Origin of the sequence: Streptomyces mangrovisoli (assembly GCF_000974985.2) — a bacterium.
GTDB classification, from domain to species: domain Bacteria; phylum Actinomycetota; class Actinomycetes; order Streptomycetales; family Streptomycetaceae; genus Streptomyces; species Streptomyces mangrovisoli.
Map to the genome: position 1 here is coordinate 1 of NZ_LAVA02000036.1, position 16,890 is coordinate 16,890.

The window sequence follows — 16,890 nt, forward strand, 5'->3', positions numbered from 1 at the left end:
GGGGCGCCGCGGCTCAGGCCTACTGGCCTACCTCGCCGTATGCGGCCAGCAGCACCGCCGGGTCCGGGCCCTCCAGGACCGTCGGCTTCGCCAGGCCGTCGAGGACGATGAAGCGCAGCAGGTCGCCGCGGGACTTCTTGTCGACCTTCATCGTCTCCACCAGCTTGGGCCACTGGTCGTAGCGGTAGTGCAGCGGCAGCCCGACGGACTCCAGGATGGTCCGGTGGCGGTCCGCCGTCGCGTCGTCCAACCGGCCCGCGACACGCCCGAGTTCGGCCGCGAAGTGCATGCCGACCGCGACCGCGGCACCGTGCCGCCACTTGTAGCGCTCGTTCTTCTCGATGGCATGGCCCAGCGTGTGGCCGTAGTTGAGGATCTCGCGCAGCCCGGACTCCTTGAGGTCCGCGGAGACGACCTCCGCCTTCACCCGGATCGAGCGCTCGATCAGCTCCGCGGTGTGCGGGCCCGCCGGCGTGCGCGCGGCCTGCGGGTCGGCCTCGATGAGGTCCAGGATCACCGGGTCGGCGATGAAGCCGGCCTTGATGATCTCGGCGAGCCCGGACACGTAGTCGTTGACCGGCAGCGAGTCCAGCGCGGCCAGGTCGCACAGCACACCCGCGGGCGGGTGGAAGGCGCCGACCAGGTTCTTGCCCTCGGCGGTGTTGATGCCGGTCTTGCCGCCGACGGCCGCGTCCACCATCGCGAGCACGGTGGTCGGCACGGCGATCCAGCGCACCCCGCGCAGCCAGCTGGCGGCCACGAAACCGGCCAGGTCGGTCGTGGAGCCGCCGCCGACGCCGACGACGGCGTCGGAGCGGGTGAAGCCGGACTGACCGAGCGCCTTCCAGCAGTAGGCGGCGACCTCGGCGGTCTTGGCCTCCTCGGCGTTGGGCACCTGGATGGCGACGGCCTCGAAGCCCTGCTCCGCCAGGTCCGCGCGCAGCGCGTCACCCGTCTCGGCGAGCGCCTCGGGGTGGACGACGGCGACCCGCTTGGCCTTCGGCCCGATCAACGTGCCCAGCTCACCGAGGAGCTGACGGCCGATCAGGACCTCGTACGGCTCGCTCCCGGCCGAACCGCCGACCTGAATTCTTGTCACCTGGTTCGCCATGGTGTCCTCCGGCCGGGGGTCCGGGGGTTGGCCCCCGGGAATTACGGTCTTCAACTCCAGTGCGTCCAGGACGGCTTCGGTGACCTCTTCGGGCTCGCGGCCGTCGGTGGACACCACGGCGGTGGCCACCGACTCGTACAGGTTCCGCCGCGCGTCCATCAGTTCACGCCACTGCTTGCGCGGGTTGACGGCCAGCAGCGGGCGCGCGACGTTCAGGCCGGTGCGCTGGACGGCCGACTCCACGTCCATGGACAGATAGACCACACGGTGCCCGTCGAGCAGTGCGCGGGTGTCGTCGTCGAGGATCGCGCCGCCGCCCAGCGCCAGGACACCCTCGTGCCCGGCGAGCGCCCGCCGCACGAACTCCTTCTCCAGGGCGCGGAAGGCGGGCTCTCCCTCGTCGACGAAGATCTCCGCGATCGCACGGCCCTCGGCCACCACGATGTCCTCGTCGGTGTCCCGGAACCCGGTCCCGAGCCGCTCGGCGAGCCGCTGCCCGACGGTGGACTTGCCCACGCCCATCGGGCCGACCAGCACGACCACGGGGCGGGCGGTCACCGGATCTCCAGGTGGTCCAGGAAGGAACGGACATTGCGCCGCGTCTCCGGCACGCTGTCGCCACCGAACTTCTCCGCCACCGCGTCCGCCAGCACCAGCGCCACCATCGCCTCGGCGACGATCCCGGCCGCCGGCACCGCACACACGTCCGAGCGCTGGTGGTGGGCCTGGGCCTCCTCGCCCGTGACCACATCCACCGTGCGCAGCGCCCGCGGCACCGTCGCGATCGGCTTCATCGCGGCACGGACCCGCAGCAGCTCACCCGTGGTCAGACCACCCTCGGTGCCGCCCGAGCGGCCCGAGGAGCGCCGGATGCCCTCGTCGGTGGCGAGGATCTCGTCATGGGCCTTGGAGCCCGGCACCCGCGCCAGATCGAAGCCGTCACCGACCTCCACGCCCTTGATCGCCTGGATGCCCATCAGCGCCGCGGCCAGACGCGCGTCCAGACGCCGGTCCCAGTGCACGTGCGAGCCCAGACCCACCGGCACCCCGTACGCGAGCACCTCGACCACACCGCCGAGGGTGTCGCCGTCCTTGTGGGCCTGGTCGATCTCCGCGACCATCGCCTTCGACGCGTCCGCGTCCAGACAGCGCACCGGGTCGGCGTCCAGCCGCTCCACGTCCGCCGGGGTGGGGTAGACGCCGTAGGGCGCCTTCGCCGACGCCAGCTCCACCACGTGCGAGACGATCTCGATCCCCGCGGTCTCCTTCAGGTACGACCGCGCCACCGCGCCCAGCGCCACCCGGGCCGCCGTCTCGCGGGCGCTCGCGCGCTCAAGGATCGGCCGTGCCTCGTCGAAGCCGTACTTCTGCATCCCCGCGAGGTCGGCGTGGCCGGGGCGGGGACGGGTCAGCGGGGCGTTGCGGGCCAGTCCGGCGAGGATCTCGGGGTCGACCGGGTCGGCCGCCATCACCTGCTCCCACTTCGGCCACTCGGTGTTGCCCACCATGACCGCCACCGGGGAGCCGAGGGTCAGACCGTGCCGGACACCGCCCAGGAAGGTGACCTCGTCCCGCTCGAACTTCATCCGCGCACCGCGGCCGTAACCGAGCCGCCGCCTGGCCAGATGGTCCGCCACCATGTCCGTGGTGATCGGCACACCCGCGGGAAGACCCTCCAGTGTCGCCACCAGTGCGGGTCCGTGGGACTCCCCCGCCGTCAGCCAACGCAACCTGCTCAACGGTGCTCCTCGTGCTCGCGCCTCTACCTGCATCGGGCGCGACCGGGTGCGCGGCTCCGGCCCGCCACCTCCGATCCTCCCACGTCCGCGCCGCCGACCCGTCCGAGGTCCAGCAGACGGACGCGAAACCCGTGGTCAGCGCCGCGAGGGTCGGGCCCGGGCTCAGCGCTCCGCGAGCGCCCGCTCGCCGGCCCGGCGCATGACGTCGACGGGGGCGTGCGCACTGCCGGTCATCTGCTCGACCTGCAGGACGGCCTGGTGCACCAGCAGGTCGAGACCGCTGACGACAGCGCCGCCGAACATCGACCAGCGGGCCGCGAGCTCGGTCGGCCAGGGCTCGTAGAGCACGTCGAAGAGGGTGGTGGGACGCTCCGGCACGGCGGCCGCGAGGGCGTCCGTGGTGCCGGCCGGGGTGGTCGCGATCACCAGGGGCGCGCGCAGCGCCTCGGCCGCGTCGGCCCAGTCGGCCGTGCGCAGCTCGACGTCGAGGCGCTCGCCCCACTGGCGCATCTCGGCGGCCCGCTCCGCGCTGCGCACATAGGCGACGACCTCGCCGGTGCAGATGCGGGCGAGGGCGGCGAGGGCGGAGGAGGCGGTGGCGCCGGCCCCGAGGACGGCGGCCGATTCGACCTGCTCGATGCCGTGCTCGCGCAGGGCGGCGACCATGCCGGGGATGTCGGTGTTGTCGCCGAGGCGGCGGCCGTCCTCGGTGAAGACCACGGTGTTGACCGTGTCGACGGAGGCGGCCGTCTCGCTGATCTCGTCGACCAGGGGGATGACGGCCCGCTTCAGCGGCATGGTCAGCGACAGGCCCGCCCACTCGGGCCCCAGCCCGTCGAAGAAGGCGGGCAGCCCGCTCTCGTCGACGTCGAAGCGGTCGTACGTCCAGCCGGTCAGCCCGAGCTCCGTGTAGGCGGCGCGATGCAGCACCGGGGACAGCGAGTGGGCGATGGGCGAACCGAGGACGGCCGCCCGGCGGGCGTCAGTTGCCCGAGCTGTCATTGAACTTTTCCTTGAGCTTCTGGAAATCCGCGTAGGTCTTGGCGAACTCGGTCTTGTTCTGGCCGTCGGTCGCCACGAAGTAGATCCAGCCGTCGTGGGTCGGATTCAATGCCGCCGCCATCGCCTCTTCGCCGGGGTTGCCGATCGGCCCGGGCGGCAGGCCCTTCTGGGTGTAGGTGTTGTACGGGTCCTTGTTGCTGTTGATCTCGGACTCGCTGATGTTGATGCTGCTCTGGCCCTTCAGGTAATTGAAGGTCGAGTCGAACTGCAGCAACTGGTTGGTCTCGTGGTTGGTGGGTTTGAGACGGTTGTAGACGACCTCCGCCATCTTGCGGAAGTCGTCGTGGGTCTTGCCCTCGGCCTGCACCAGGCTCGCCACGGTCAGCAGTTGGAGCGGGGTGTCGAGCCCGAGCGTCTTCGCCTTCGCGGTCAGATCGTTCTTGTCGTACGCCGCCTTCGCGCGGCCCACCATCTGCTTCAGGATCTCCGCGGGCTTCTGGTTCTTCGCCGCGGGGTAGGTGCCCGGGTAGAGGAATCCTTCCAGCGGATCCTTTATGTCCTTGTCGGCGTTGGCCCAGCTGGGCAGCCCGAGGCTCTTGTACTCCTTCTTGGCGATCTTCTTCGTGCTGCCCGCGGACAGGTCGAGCCGTTTGTCGAGCGCCGCGTAGACGGCCGCGTTGCGCTCGCCGGGCGTGACGATCACGTTCGCCTGGCTCTTGGGGTCGAGCATCATCTCGACGGCGCTCGCCGCGGACATCTGCTTCTTCAGTACGTACGCGCCGGCCTGGATCTTCTTGCCGTCGGGGTTCTCCTGCTGGGCGGCGACGAACGCGTCGACGCTCTTGACCACGCCCGCGTCCTTGAGCCGGCGGCCGATGTCGTAGCCGCCCGCGCCCTTGGGGATCTCGACGCTCACGGTCTGCGAGATGCCGCCGCCCGCGTAGTCCGGCGCGGCGCCGTAACGATTTTGGTAGTACTTCCAGCCGACATAGCCGACCCCGCCGAGGCCGCCGCCGAACACCAGGACCACGACCAGGCAGGCGCAGCCGTTGCGGCGCTTCTTCTTGCCCTTGCCGCCGGCCGCCTTGCCGCCCTTGTCACCGCGGTCCCGGCGGGCCTTGGGGTCGTCGTACTCGTCGTCCTCGTCGTCGTCGCCGCCGTCCTTGAAGAAGGCGTGCTCCTCCTCGCCCTCCTCCGGGTCCGGGTCCCAGTCGGTCCGGGGCGCGGGCTCGGGTTCGGTGCGCCGGCGCTGCGGCGGCTCGGGCGGCGGATAGGCCTCGGGCGTCTGGTAGAGGTCGGGCTGCTCGGCTCCGTACCCGTTGGTCGCTCCGCCGTACGGGTCACCCTGTCCGGTCCCGTAGGAGGCGGGCATGGGCGTGCCCTGGCCGTCCCAGCCACCCTGCTGGTACTGCTGGGGCTGGGCGTGGCCCACGTAGTGCTGCTGGTCGTACTGCTGCTGACCCTGGGGATGCCCGTACTGCTGCTGGTCGTACGCCTGCTGGCCCTGGGGGTGTCCGTAGTGCTGCTGGTCGTACTGCTGCCGGCCCTGGGGATGCCCGTACTGCTGGGGGTACTGCTGCTGCCCGTACTGCTGCTGGTCATGACCGGCCTGCTGGCCCCAGTCGCCGTAGCCGTTCTGCTGCTGCGGCTGCTGCGGCTGGTGCTGCTGGTGGCCGCCGTAGGAGGACTGCTGGCCCGCCTGGGCCTGCTGTCCTGCCCATCCGCCGTCCCCGTACAACGGGTCCTCCGGATGCCACGGTTCGGAGCCTGGGCCCCGGCCATACTCAGTCATCGATCCCCTAGAGCCGCGAGGCGGCGCTCTGCCGACGTGCGGACCGGCTGCCGTTCCGCCTCTTACTGTGCGGCGGCTGTTCGAACACCGACGCTCGCGCGAGACGTTACCGTATCGCGATCAGATGACCACTTCGACGCCCTCGCCGGGTGCTTTACCTGACACCCGTTCGGATTCCAGGGCCTGCTGCAGAATGATGACTGCCGCCGCCTGGTCGACCACGGAGCGTCCCTTCTTCGACTTCACGCCGGAGGCGCGCAGTCCCTGATGGGCCGTCACCGTGGTCATGCGCTCGTCGACCAGGCGTACCGGTACCGGCTTGATGCCCTCCGCGAGCTCCTGGGCGAACGCCCGGACCTTCACCGCGGCCGGGCCCTCGCTCCCCTTCAGCGAGCGGGGCAGCCCGACCACGACCTCGATCGGCTCGTACTCCTCGACCAGCTGTTTGAGCCTGCGGTGGGCGGCCGGGACGTCCCGTCCCGGCACGGTCTCCACCGGTGTGGCGAGGATCCCGTCGGGGTCGCACGAGGCGACCCCGATCCGGGCGTCCCCGACGTCGACGGCGAGCCGTCGTCCTCTGCGCATGTCCGGCTGTCCTACTTCGCCGTCTCGTCGACCAGACGCGTGACGGCGTCCACGGCCTCGCCGACGGCGGCCGGGTTCTGTCCGCCGCCCTGGGCGACGTCCGGCTTGCCGCCACCGCCGCCGCCGAGCGTCTTGGCCGCGGTGCGGACCAGGTCACCGGCCTTCAGACCCCGCTCGCGGGCGGCGTCGTTGGTGGCGATGACCGTGAAGGGCTTGCCGTTGTTGACCGCGAACAGCGCGACCACGGCGGCCCGGCCGCCCTGGATGCGGCCCCGCACGTCGAGGACCAGCTTGCGCAGGTCGTCCGGCGTGGTGCCGTCCGGCACCTGACCGGTGACAAGTGCGACGCCCCGCACGTCCTTGGCGGAGTCGGCGAGCCCGGCGGCGGCCTGGAGCACCTTCTCGGCGCGGAACTTCTCGATCTCCTTCTCGGCGTCCTTCAGCTTGCCGAGCATGGCGGAGACCTTCTCGGGGAGCTCCTCCGAGCGGCCCTTGAGCAGCTCGGTCAGCTGGTTGACGACCGTGTGCTCGCGGGCGAGGAAGTTGTAGGCGTCCACGCCGACGAGGGCCTCGATCCGGCGCACGCCGGAACCGATGGAGGACTCGCCGAGCAGCTTCACGAGGCCCAGCTGGGCGGTGTTGTGCACGTGCGTGCCGCCGCACAGCTCCTTGGAGAAGTCGCCGATGGTCACCACGCGCACCCGGTCGCCGTACTTCTCGCCGAACTCGGCGATGGCGCCCTGCTTCTTGGCCTCGTCGATGCCCATGACCTCGGCGCGCACGTCCAGGTCGCGGGAGAGCACCTCGTTGATCTTCTGCTCGACGTCGGTCATCACGGCCGTGGGCACGGCGGACGGGGAGCCGAAGTCGAAGCGGAAGCGGCCGGGCTGGTTCTCCGAACCGGCCTGGGCGGCCGTCGGGCCGAGCGCGTCACGCAGGGCCTGGTGGGTGAGGTGGGTGGCCGAGTGGGCGCGGGCGATGGCCGTACGGCGGCGCTGGTCGATCGAGGCGTGGGCCTTGGCGCCCACGGTGATCTCGCCGACCTGGACGACGCCCTTGTGCACGTAGACGCCGGGGACCGGCTTCTGGGTGTCGCGGATCTCGATGACGGCACCGGAGTCGGACTTGATCCGGCCGGTGTCGCCGATCTGGCCGCCGCCCTCGGCGTAGAACGGGGTGCGGTCGAGGACGATCTCGACCTCGTCGCCCTCGGTGGCGGCCGGCGAGGAGACGCCGTCGACCAGGATGCCGACGACCGTGGACTCGCCCTCGGTGCCGTCGTAGCCGATGAAGTCGGTGGGGCCGGCGGCGTCGGCGATCTCGCGGTAGGCGCCGAGGTCGGCGTGGCCGGTCTTCTTCGCCCGGGCGTCGGCCTTGGCGCGCTCGCGCTGGTCCTGCATCAGGCGGCGGAAGCCGTCCTCGTCCACGGACAGCCCCTGCTCGGCGGCCATCTCCAGGGTGAGGTCGATCGGGAAGCCCCAGGTGTCGTGGAGCAGGAACGCCTTGTCGCCGGGGAGCACGGCGGAACCGGAGGCCTTGACGTCGGCCACGGCGCCGTCGAGCACGTTGGTGCCGGCGTTGAGCGTCTTGAGGAAGCGGGCCTCCTCGGCGAGGGCCACCTTCTCGATCCGGTCGCGGTCGGTGACCAGCTCGGTGTACTGCTGGCCCATCATCGCGATCACGACGTCGATGAGGTCCTTGACGACCGGGCCGGTGGCGCCGAGCAGGCGCATGTTGCGAATGGCGCGGCGCATGATGCGGCGCAGCACGTAGCCGCGTCCCTCGTTGCCCGGCGTGACGCCGTCGCCGATGAGCATCACGGCGGTGCGGATGTGGTCGGTGACCACGCGCAGGGAGACGTCCGAGTCGTGGGCGTCGCCGTAGGCCACGCCGGTCAGCTCGGTGGCCTTCTTGATGACGGCCATCGAGGTGTCGATCTCGTACATGTTCTGCACGCCCTGCAGGATCATGGCGAGCCGTTCGAGACCGAGACCGGTGTCGATGTTCTTGCTCGGCAGGTCGCCGAGGATCTCGAAGTCCTCCTTCGAGGTGCCCTCGCCCCGCTCGTACTGCATGAAGACCAGGTTCCAGATCTCCACGTAGCGCTCGTCGTTGACGGCCGGGCCGCCCTCGACGCCGAACTCCGGGCCGCGGTCGTAGTTGATCTCGGAGCAGGGGCCGCAGGGTCCGGGCACGCCCATGGACCAGAAGTTGTCCTTCTTGCCGAGACGCTGGATGCGCTCCTTCGGCACGCCGACGACCTGGTGCCAGATCTGCTCGGCCTCGTCGTCGTCCTGGTAGACCGTGATCCACAGACGGTCGGCCTCCAGGCCGTAGCCGCCCTTGTCCTGGGGCGCGGTGAGCAGCTCCCAGGCGAGCTTGATGGCGCCTTCCTTGAAGTAGTCGCCGAAGGAGAAGTTGCCGCACATCTGGAAGAACGTGCCGTGGCGGGTGGTCTTGCCGACCTCTTCGATGTCGGGGGTGCGCACGCACTTCTGCACGCTGGTGGCGCGCGGGAAGGACGGCTTGACCTCACCGAGGAAGTACGGCTTGAAGGGCACCATGCCCGCGTTGACCAGGAGCAGAGTCGGGTCGTCCGCGATGAGCGACGCCGAAGGGACGACGGTGTGCCCGCGCTCCTCGAAGAAGCTCAGCCAGCGGCGGCGGATCTCGGCCGACTCCATCAGTGGTCCTCATTCCGGTTGTACGAGTACGTCGTGTCGTCGATGACGTACGTCTTGGGCTTCGTGCGGTTCTCGATGGCGGCGTAGCGCCGGGGTGCGGGCAGCTCGGGGTCGGCGTCGATGCCCAGCGCGTTCTCCAGCTCGGCCTCGCGCCGGGCCATGTTCTCGCGGACGTCGAGCGCGAAGCCCACGGCCCGGTCCTTGAGCCGGTGACCCGCCTCGAGCGCCTTGTTCGCCGCACCCACGGCGAGGTTCTCGGGGGTCAGCTGCTTCAGCTTGCGATTGACCTTGGTGGTGGCCCAGACGCCGGCGGCGACGCCGGTCGTGAACCAGAACGTACGGCGGAACATCGCTAGGTCTCAGTCCCTCTTTCCGCGGAGGTTGCGCTTCTCGCGCCGCGTGGCCGGGACCGTGCGGCCCACGATCACGGTACGCCGGGGCGCCTTTGCGGGCCCGTCCTCCTTGCGGCCGCCGATGGCCCGGCGCACGCCGTAGCCGAAGGCCGCGACCTTGACCAGGGGGCCGCCGAAGGTGGAGGCGACGGTGGTCGACAGCGCGGAGGCGTTCGACGTGACCTCCTGGACGTCGGAGGCGATCGCGTCGACCCGGTCGATCTGGGTCTGCGCGGAGCGGACGGCCGTGGAGGCGTCGGCGAGGAGCGGGACGGCCTGGTCGGTCACGTCCGCGACAAGCTTGGTGGTCGCCTTGAGCGTCTGGGCCAGCCTCGCCAGCGCCACGGCGAGGAAGGACACCAGGATCGCCCAGAAGACGGCCACCAGGATCCCGGCCACCTCTCCACCGGACACTGTGTGCACCCGCTCCCTCGGACGTGCGGCCGCCGTGGCGGCCACGAAAAATCAGTGCACCGAGCCTATCGCGCCGACGATGGCGCTCCGTACCGGATTACCGGCGGCGGCGGGTGGTATTCCACCGGACTTCAGCGAAGCGATTGTACGGACTGATTACGGTTCAGTACGCTCCGTGTCCTATGCGAGGTTCACAGCCCCCCGACGCCGACGGCGGCGGCAATCTGCCCCTGGAACTCGACCCCTTCGTGGGCCGGGCCGCCGAGCTGGACGAGCTGCGGCGGGCGCTCGGCGCCGCGCGCCTGGTGACCGTCACCGGCCCCGGCGGCATCGGCAAGTCGCGGCTCGCGGCCCGGGCCGCGGTCCGCCACGCGCCCCGCGACGGCGTGTGGACGGTGGACCTGGCGCCGGTGCGCGACCCCGAACTCGTCGAGTACGCCGTCGTGGAGGCCCTGGGGCTGCGCGACCACACCACCCGCGCGCCGCGCGAGGCGCTGCTCGGGCATCTGGCCGGCCGCGAGCTGCTGCTGGTCCTCGACGGCTTCGAGCACCTGGTCGAGGCCACCGCGGCCCTGGTCCTGCGGCTGCTGCGGCGACTGCCGGGGCTCGCCGTGCTGGCCGTGGGCCGCAGGCCGCTGGGCGTCCCCGGCGAACGTCTTTTCCCGCTCGGGCCGCTGGCCGAGGACGAGGCGGTGGAGCTGTTCGCCGACCGGGCGGCCCGGCTCGGCGTGTCCGTCACGGACGGCCACGACGTGCGGGAGCTGTGCCGGCGCCTGGAGGGCATCCCGCTGGCGGTCGAGCTGGCCGCGGGACGGCTGCGCGCCCTTGCCCCCGCCCAGCTGCTCGAACGGCTCGACGACCGGTTCCGGCTGCTGACCGGCGGCCGGGAGCGGACCCTGCCCCGCCACCAGACGCTGCGTACGGCGATCGGCTGGAGCCACGAACTGGCCACGCCGACGGAGCGGCTGCTGTGGGCGCGGCTGACGGTGTTCGCGGGCTCCTTCGAACTGGAGGCCGCCGAGTACGTGTGCAGCGGCGACGGCCTGGAGGCCGCCCGGGTCCTGGAGGTGCTGGAGGAGCTGCTCGCCCAGTCGGTGGTGGCGCGCGAGGAGTCGGCGCGCGGGGTGCGCTACCGGATGCTGGAGACGGTCCGGGAGTACGGCGCCGACTGGCTGGCCGGCGCGGGGGACGCGGTCCGGCTCAGGCGCCGGCACCGGGACTGGTATCTGGGCCTCGCGACCTGGTGCGAGCTGGACTGGTTCTCCCCGCGGCAGCGGGAGGTCGCGGCCCGGATCGAGGCGGAGCTGCCGAACCTGCGCTGCGCCCTGGAGCACAGCCTGACCGAGCCGGACGAGGCCCATCTGGGCCAGTGCCTGGCGGGGTCGCTGTGGTTCTACTGGGCGGGCTGCGGACGCCTCACGGAGGGCAGGCACTGGCTGAACCGGGCCGTCGAGCTGGACTCCGGGCACGACGGGCCCCGGCTCAAGGCGCTGTGGGTGCTCGGCTATGTGGCGATCCTCCAGGGCGACTCGGTGCCGGCGCTGACCGCGCTGCTGGAGTGCCGGGAGGGCGCCGAGCGGACCGCGAGCGCGACCGCGGTGGCGTACGCGGAGCACCGCACCGGCTGCCTGGCGCTGGTCACCGACGACATGCCGCGCGCGGAGACGCTGCTGCGCTCGGCGCTGGAGCGGTACCGGGAGATCGGCGAGCTCAACAGCAATGTGCTGATGGCGCAGGTGGAGCTGGCGATGGCGCGCGCGTTCCAGGGCGATCTGGTGGACGCGGTGAACCTCTGCGACGACGTGCGCCAGGTCGCCGAGGACCACGGCGAGCGGTGGGCGCGGTCGTACGCGCTGTACGTGCTGGCGTACGCCGCCTGGCGCGAGGGCGAGCCGGCGCGGGCGCGCGCGCTGCTCGCGGACTGCCTGGGCCATGCGCACGCCTTCCACGACCTGCTCGGGTCGGTGCTGGCGGTGGAGCTGCTGGCCCTGGTCACGGTCACCGAGGGGGACGCGGCGGAAGCGGCGGTGCTCCAGGGCGCGGCGGCCGGGATGTGGCCGTCGGTGGGGCTGCCGCTGTTCGGTTCGGCGTACTACAACGCGCCGCACGCGCTGTGCGAGGCGACGGCGCGGGAGCTGCTCGGCGACGAGGTGTACGCGGCGCGGGTGCGCGACGGCGAGCGCCTCGGCCGGGAGGCGGGCGTCGCGCGGGCGCTCGGACGGGCCCGGACATGCGAGAGCCCGCCGCCCCGCCCGCCCGAAAGGGCGGGGAGACGGCGGGCCGACGCGGTACTAGTGCACCCGGCTGGTGATCAGCGGGCGTAGTACTCGACGACGAGCTGCTCGTCGCAGATGACCGGAACTTCCTTGCGGTTCGGCTCGCGGTCCAGGCGGAACGCCAGGGCCTTGAGGTTCACCTGAAGGTAGCGCGGGGTCTCGCCGTCGGGGGCGAAGCCACCCTCGCGGGCGACCTGGAAGAGCGTCTTGTCCTTGCTGCGGTCACGGACCTGGACGACGTCGTCCGGACGCACACGGAAGGACGGCTTGTCGACCTTCTGGCCGTTGACCTGGAGGTGGCCGTGGACGACCATCTGACGGGCCTGGTAGATCGTGCGGGCGATGCCCGAACGCAGCACCAGGGCGTCGAGACGGCGCTCGAGCTCCACGATCAGGGCCTCACCGGTCTTGCCCTGCACCTTGGAGGCACGCTCGTAGGCGCGGACCAGCTGGCGCTCGGAGATGTCGTACTGCGCGCGCAGACGCTGCTTCTCCAGCAGACGGACCTTGTAGTCCGAGTTCTGCTTGCGGCCACGGCCGTGCTCACCCGGCGGGTAGGGACGGGCCTCGAAGTACTTGACGGCCTTCGGGGTCAGCGCGATGCCGAGGGCACGCGACTTCTTGACCTTGGGGCGGGACTGGTTCGCCACTGTCCTATCTCATTTCCTTGATTCGGCTTGTCAGGGTGTGAGGGAGGTCGCATCCGCAGCCGGGGAAACCCTCCTGGTCCGTTGCCGGGCCGGGCGGGCAGCCGCTCCCCTGGTCTGGGCACATACGTGCAGCACGCGAGTGGCCCACCGACCGTGTCCGGAGATCCGGGTGGTGGTGGGCTGCCCGCGACACCATCGACGGTGCGCGACGCTCCTGGAGCCGGTCCGGGGACCGGACTCCGGCTGGTTGTCCCGCTCTGACGGCACGGGACTCAGCACTTCGGGCGATTCTACAGGCTGCTCAGGACCGCTTGCGACCGAGCCGGCCGCGGGTCCACTCCACCGCGTCCGCGTACCGCGCCTCGGCGCCGTGGCGGGTCGGCGTGTAGTACTCGCGGTCCTTGAGGGCGTCCGGCGCGTACTGCTGCTCCGCGATGCCCTCGGCCAGGTCGTGCGGGTAGACGTAGCCCTGCGCGTGGCCCAGCTTGGCGGCGCCCTTGTAGTGCCCGTCGCGCAGGTGCGGCGGGACGGTGCCCGCGTGCCCCTTGCGTACGTCCTCCAGGGCGGCGCCGATCGCGGTGGTCGCGGAGTTGGACTTGGGGGCCAGGGCGAGCGCGATGGTGGCGTGGCTGAGGGTCAGGGCGGCCTCGGGGAAGCCGATCATGGCGACGGCCTGCGCTGCGGCCACCGCGATCGGCAGGGCGTTCGGGTCGGCCAGCCCGATGTCCTCGCTCGCGGAGATCATCAGCCGGCGGGCGATGAAGCGGGGGTCCTCGCCGGCGTCGATCATGCGGGCCAGATAGTGCAGGGCCGCGTCGACGTCGGAGCCACGGATGGACTTGATCAGGGCGCTGGCGACGTCGTAGTGCTGGTCGCCGTCGCGGTCGTAGGTCACCGCGGCGCGGTCGACCGTCTCCTCCAGCGTGGCGAGCGCGATCTCCGTCCCGCCCTTGTCGAGGGCGGCGCCCGCGGCGGCCTCCAGCGCGGTCAGCGCACGGCGCGCGTCGCCGCCCGCGATGCGCAGCAGGTGGTCCTCGGTGTCCCGCGGGAGCGTGACCGCGCCCTTCAGACCCCGCTCGTCGGCGACGGCCCGCCCGAGCAGTCCGCGCAGGTCGTCGTCCGTGAGCGGTTCGAGGGTGAGCAGCAGGGAGCGGGAGAGCAGCGGGGAGATCACCGAGAAGTACGGGTTCTCGGTGGTCGCGGCGATCAGCGTCACCCAGCGGTTCTCCACCGCCGGCAGCAGGGAGTCCTGCTGCGCCTTGCTGAAGCGGTGGATCTCGTCGAGGAAGAGGACGGTCTCCTTGCCGTATCCCCCGGTGGCGCGGCGGGCGCCCTCGATGACCGCGCGGACCTCCTTGACGCCCGCGGTGATCGCCGACAGCTCCACGAACCGCTTGTCGGTGGCCTTGGAGACGACGTAGGCGAGCGTCGTCTTGCCGGTGCCGGGAGGGCCCCACAGGATCACCGAGGACGGGCCCGCGGGGCCGCCCGAGCCCTCGCCGACCAGGCGGCGCAGCGGGGAGCCGGGCTTGAGCAGATGCTGCTGGCCCACGACCTCGTCGAGCGCGCGCGGGCGCATCCGCACCGCCAGGGGGCTGCCGGCCGGGTCCTTCTCCTGGCGTTCTTCCGCGGCTGCGGTGAAAAGGTCGGGTTCCACGCTGAAACCCTAAATCACCGCACCGACAGCGCGGCCGGCGCCGTCGGCGCGGAGCCGACGGCCGCCCGCGGCGTCAGCTGGTCCAGAAGTCCCACCAGCGGGTCATGATCAGGACGCCGATGACGCCGATGTGCAGGACCGGCAGCACCCAGGTGAACTCCGACAGGAACCCCTTCACCCAGCGCGGGGCGGGCAGCAGGTCGTTGCGGACGTTGAACGAGGTCAGGAACCAGAACATGGTGATCGTGGCGACCCAGGCCAGGGAGCACCACAGGCACAGCGCGCCGATCCGGTACAGGGACTGGAACTGGAGCCAGGTGCAGAACCCGACGCCGAAGAGGGTGCCGAAGTTGAAGGTCAGCCAGTACCAGCGCGGGAAGCGGGCCCGGGTCAGCAGGCTCACGCCGACGCAGATCACGATGCCGTAGCAGACCAGGCCGAGCATCGGGTTCGGGAACCCGAAGGCGGCGGCCTGCTTGCTCTGCATGACGCTGCCGCAGGAGACGACCGGGTTGAGGCTGCACCCCGGGGTGTAGCTGGTGCCGTCGATCTTGGCCTGGAGAAGCTTGAACTTGTCGATCGTGATGACCCACGCGGCGAGCAGACCGGCCGCGCCGGTGATCACCAGCAGCAGGGCGAAGGCGCGGCTGCCGCCCACCGTCCGGGGCGCCGCATCGGCGCTTCGCGGCTCGGGGTCGGTGGAGACGTCCTTGACTGTCGTCTTGCTCATCACGCCGATTCCGTCACTTGAGAGTTGGACCATCTTCGGGCACGGGTCATTGTGCCGCACGCGCGGCAGTGTCCACCGTTCGGTGGACATAAGGAAGTACGCACGGTCGTCCCTGAACGTTCGGTTCCGGCCGACCCTCGGTACATGACGACAGACGGACTCGCGGTCGACGTACGGGGACTGCGCAAGCGGTACGGCGATGTGACGGCCGTGGACGGCCTCGACCTCACCATCGCGAAAGGCGAGGTCCTGGGGCTGCTGGGACCCAACGGCGCCGGCAAGAGCACCACGGTGGAGATCCTCCAGGGCAACCGCTCGCGGGACGCCGGCGAGGTGCGCGTGCTGGGGTCGGACCCGCAGACGGGCACGCGCGCGTGGCGCTCCCGCGTCGGGATCGTCTGGCAGGACGAATCGGCGCCCGCCGAGTTGACGGTCGAGGAGACCGTACGGCACTTCGCCCGCTACTACCCCGCCCCGCGCGACCCCGACGAGGTCATCGGCCTGGTCGGGCTCACGGCGAAGGCGGGCAGCCGCATCAAGGCGCTCTCCGGCGGCCAGCGCCGCCGCCTCGACGTGGCGCTCGGCGTGATCGGCGGCCCCGAACTGCTGCTCCTGGACGAGCCGACGACCGGCTTCGACCCGGCGGCCCGCCGCCAGTTCTGGGACCTCATCCGCAGCCTCGCCGACGAGGGCACCACCATCCTGCTGACCACGCACTACCTGGAGGAGGCGGAGGCGCTCGCGGACCGGCTCGCGATCGTCGCCCGCGGCCGGGTCGTCGCCGAGGGCGAGCCCGCCGCCCTGCGGGAGCTGCACGGCGGCGGCGCCACCGTGGAGTGGACCGAGCAGGACGGCACCCCGCGCGCGGAGCGCACGGACACCCCCACACGGACCGTCGTCGAGCTCACGCGCCGCTTCGACGGCGAGATACCCGGGCTGCTGGTGACCCGCCCCACCCTGGAGGACGTCTACCTCCGGCTGACCGGACAGGAGGAGGCGCGATGACCACGACCGCCGTACGGACCCGGACCGCGGCGCCCGCCGGACGGCTGCCGGGGGCCTGGACGCTGGGGCTGCGCCGGGGCGTGCTGGAGCTGCGGCAGTTCTTCCGCCAGCGCGACCAGGTCGTGTTCACCTTCGCCTTCCCGGTCGTCTTCCTGTTCCTGTTCGCGTCGATCTTCCACGACACCGTGCAGGGCACCGGGATCACCTCCTCGCAGCTCTACGTACCCGCGATGATGGCCTCCGGGATCATGTCCACGAGCTTCCAGTCGCTGGGCATCTCGATCGCCGTGGAACGCGACGAGAAGGTGCTGCGCCGGCTGCGCGGGACGCCGATGCCCCCGGCCGCCTACTTCCTCGGCAAGATCTGGCTGGTTCTGGTCACGGGCGTCCTGGAGACGGCGATCCTCCTGGCCGTCGGCACCACCGTCTACGGCGTCGACCTGCCGAGGGACGCGGCGCACTGGTTCGACTTCGCGTGGATCTTCGTGCTGGGCCTGACCGGGTGTGCGCTGCTCGGCATCGCCGTCAGCTCGGTGCCGAAGTCCGCGAAGAGCGCCAGCTCGGTCGTCGTGCTGCCGTTCCTCGTCCTCCAGTTCGTCTCCGGGGTGTACATCAACGTCAGCTCCATCCCCGACTGGATGCTGGACCTCGGCGCGCTGTTCCCGCTGAAGTGGCTGTGCCAGGGTCTGCGCGGGGTGTTCCTGCCCGACTCGGCACGCGTCCTGGAGCAGGCGGGCAGCTGGGAGTTCGGCAAGGTCGCCCTGGTGCTCGCCGCCTGGTGCGCCGGAGGATTGGTGCTGTGTCTGCTGACCTTCCGCTGGAAGACCCGGCGCGACGGGTGACCACCGTGCCG

At 71.3% G+C, this 16,890-nt stretch carries 13 protein-coding genes and 1 pseudogene; 3 read left to right on the plus strand and 11 right to left on the minus strand.

The window, feature by feature from the left end; all coding sequences use genetic code 11:
* Window positions 1-19: 19 nt before the first annotated feature.
* The 8 genes from aroB to WN71_RS16865 all read right to left on the minus strand — a co-directional run bounded on the left by aroB (window position 20) and on the right by WN71_RS16865 (window position 9,719).
* Window positions 20-1,633: a 3-dehydroquinate synthase gene (aroB, locus tag WN71_RS16830; RefSeq protein ID WP_079177921.1), complete on the minus strand. Its 1,614-nt coding sequence runs from the start codon at window positions 1,631-1,633 to the stop codon at window positions 20-22.
* A 32-nt stretch (window positions 1,634-1,665) separates the two neighbouring features.
* Window positions 1,666-2,850 (minus strand): chorismate synthase, encoded by a 1,185-nt coding sequence (gene aroC / locus WN71_RS16835; RefSeq protein ID WP_046592280.1) that lies wholly within the window; start codon window positions 2,848-2,850, stop codon window positions 1,666-1,668.
* A gap of 162 nt (window positions 2,851-3,012) precedes the next feature.
* A complete protein-coding gene (locus WN71_RS16840; protein WP_046592281.1) occupies window positions 3,013-3,852 on the minus strand; it encodes a shikimate dehydrogenase in 840 nt (279 codons plus the stop codon).
* Complete coding sequence (gene mltG / locus WN71_RS16845) at window positions 3,833-5,644, minus strand: endolytic transglycosylase MltG (protein WP_079177910.1); 1,812 nt, start codon at window positions 5,642-5,644, stop codon at window positions 3,833-3,835. Before mltG ends, WN71_RS16840 begins: the two co-directional genes overlap by 20 nt.
* 120 nt (window positions 5,645-5,764) lie before the next feature.
* Entirely contained in the window at window positions 5,765-6,229 is a 465-nt protein-coding gene (gene ruvX / locus WN71_RS16850; RefSeq protein WP_046592283.1) for a Holliday junction resolvase RuvX, read from the minus strand.
* Window positions 6,230-6,240: 11 nt separating this feature from the next.
* Entirely contained in the window at window positions 6,241-8,913 is a 2,673-nt protein-coding gene (alaS, locus tag WN71_RS16855) for an alanine--tRNA ligase (protein ID WP_046592284.1), read from the minus strand.
* Window positions 8,913-9,263 (minus strand): hypothetical protein, encoded by a 351-nt coding sequence (locus tag WN71_RS16860; RefSeq protein ID WP_046592285.1) that lies wholly within the window; start codon window positions 9,261-9,263, stop codon window positions 8,913-8,915. Before WN71_RS16860 ends, alaS begins: the two co-directional genes overlap by 1 nt.
* 9 nt (window positions 9,264-9,272) lie before the next feature.
* Window positions 9,273-9,719: a DUF948 domain-containing protein gene (locus WN71_RS16865; protein WP_046592286.1), complete on the minus strand. Its 447-nt coding sequence runs from the start codon at window positions 9,717-9,719 to the stop codon at window positions 9,273-9,275.
* A gap of 182 nt (window positions 9,720-9,901) precedes the next feature.
* On the opposite strand from WN71_RS16865, the pseudogene WN71_RS16870 reads away from it, so the two are divergent.
* Window positions 9,902-12,030 (plus strand): annotated as a pseudogene (locus tag WN71_RS16870) (ATP-binding protein).
* Here WN71_RS16870 and rpsD read toward each other — a convergent pair.
* From rpsD to WN71_RS16885, 3 genes are all read right to left on the minus strand, one after another.
* Window positions 12,031-12,645: a 30S ribosomal protein S4 gene (gene rpsD, locus WN71_RS16875; RefSeq protein ID WP_046592287.1), complete on the minus strand. Its 615-nt coding sequence runs from the start codon at window positions 12,643-12,645 to the stop codon at window positions 12,031-12,033.
* A 301-nt stretch (window positions 12,646-12,946) separates the two neighbouring features.
* The gene (locus WN71_RS16880; protein ID WP_046592288.1) at window positions 12,947-14,302 is read right to left on the minus strand and encodes a replication-associated recombination protein A; all 1,356 of its coding nucleotides are present in this window, start codon (window positions 14,300-14,302) and stop codon (window positions 12,947-12,949) included.
* Between the two features lie 73 nt (window positions 14,303-14,375).
* Window positions 14,376-15,032, minus strand: coding sequence for a vitamin K epoxide reductase family protein (locus WN71_RS16885; protein ID WP_046592289.1), 657 nt, complete (start codon window positions 15,030-15,032; stop codon window positions 14,376-14,378).
* 144 nt (window positions 15,033-15,176) lie between these two features.
* Here WN71_RS16885 and WN71_RS16890 point away from each other — a divergent pair, with 144 nt between their 5' ends.
* Together WN71_RS16890 and WN71_RS16895 are read left to right on the plus strand one after the other, a co-directional pair.
* On the plus strand, window positions 15,177-16,037 hold the full coding sequence (locus WN71_RS16890) for an ABC transporter ATP-binding protein (protein ID WP_046592290.1): 861 nt from the start codon (window positions 15,177-15,179) through the stop codon (window positions 16,035-16,037).
* A complete protein-coding gene (locus WN71_RS16895; protein ID WP_046592291.1) occupies window positions 16,034-16,879 on the plus strand; it encodes an ABC transporter permease in 846 nt (281 codons plus the stop codon). Before WN71_RS16890 ends, WN71_RS16895 begins: the two co-directional genes overlap by 4 nt.
* The last annotated feature ends 11 nt before the right edge of the window (window positions 16,880-16,890 follow it).

Coding starts and splice junctions, on each gene's coding strand:
- alaS (WP_046592284.1), bottom strand. CDS start 8,913: ATGGAGTCGGCCGAGATCCGCCGCCGCTGGCTGAGCTTCTTCGAGGAG.
- WN71_RS16860 (WP_046592285.1), bottom strand. CDS start 9,263: ATGTTCCGCCGTACGTTCTGGTTCACGACCGGCGTCGCCGCCGGCGTC.
- WN71_RS16890 (WP_046592290.1), top strand. CDS start 15,177: ATGACGACAGACGGACTCGCGGTCGACGTACGGGGACTGCGCAAGCGG.
- WN71_RS16840 (WP_046592281.1), bottom strand. CDS start 3,852: ATGACAGCTCGGGCAACTGACGCCCGCCGGGCGGCCGTCCTCGGTTCG.
- ruvX (WP_046592283.1), bottom strand. CDS start 6,229: ATGCGCAGAGGACGACGGCTCGCCGTCGACGTCGGGGACGCCCGGATC.
- mltG (WP_079177910.1), bottom strand. CDS start 5,644: ATGACTGAGTATGGCCGGGGCCCAGGCTCCGAACCGTGGCATCCGGAG.
- aroB (WP_079177921.1), bottom strand. CDS start 1,633: ATGGGCGTGGGCAAGTCCACCGTCGGGCAGCGGCTCGCCGAGCGGCTC.
- WN71_RS16885 (WP_046592289.1), bottom strand. CDS start 15,032: ATGAGCAAGACGACAGTCAAGGACGTCTCCACCGACCCCGAGCCGCGA.
- WN71_RS16895 (WP_046592291.1), top strand. CDS start 16,034: ATGACCACGACCGCCGTACGGACCCGGACCGCGGCGCCCGCCGGACGG.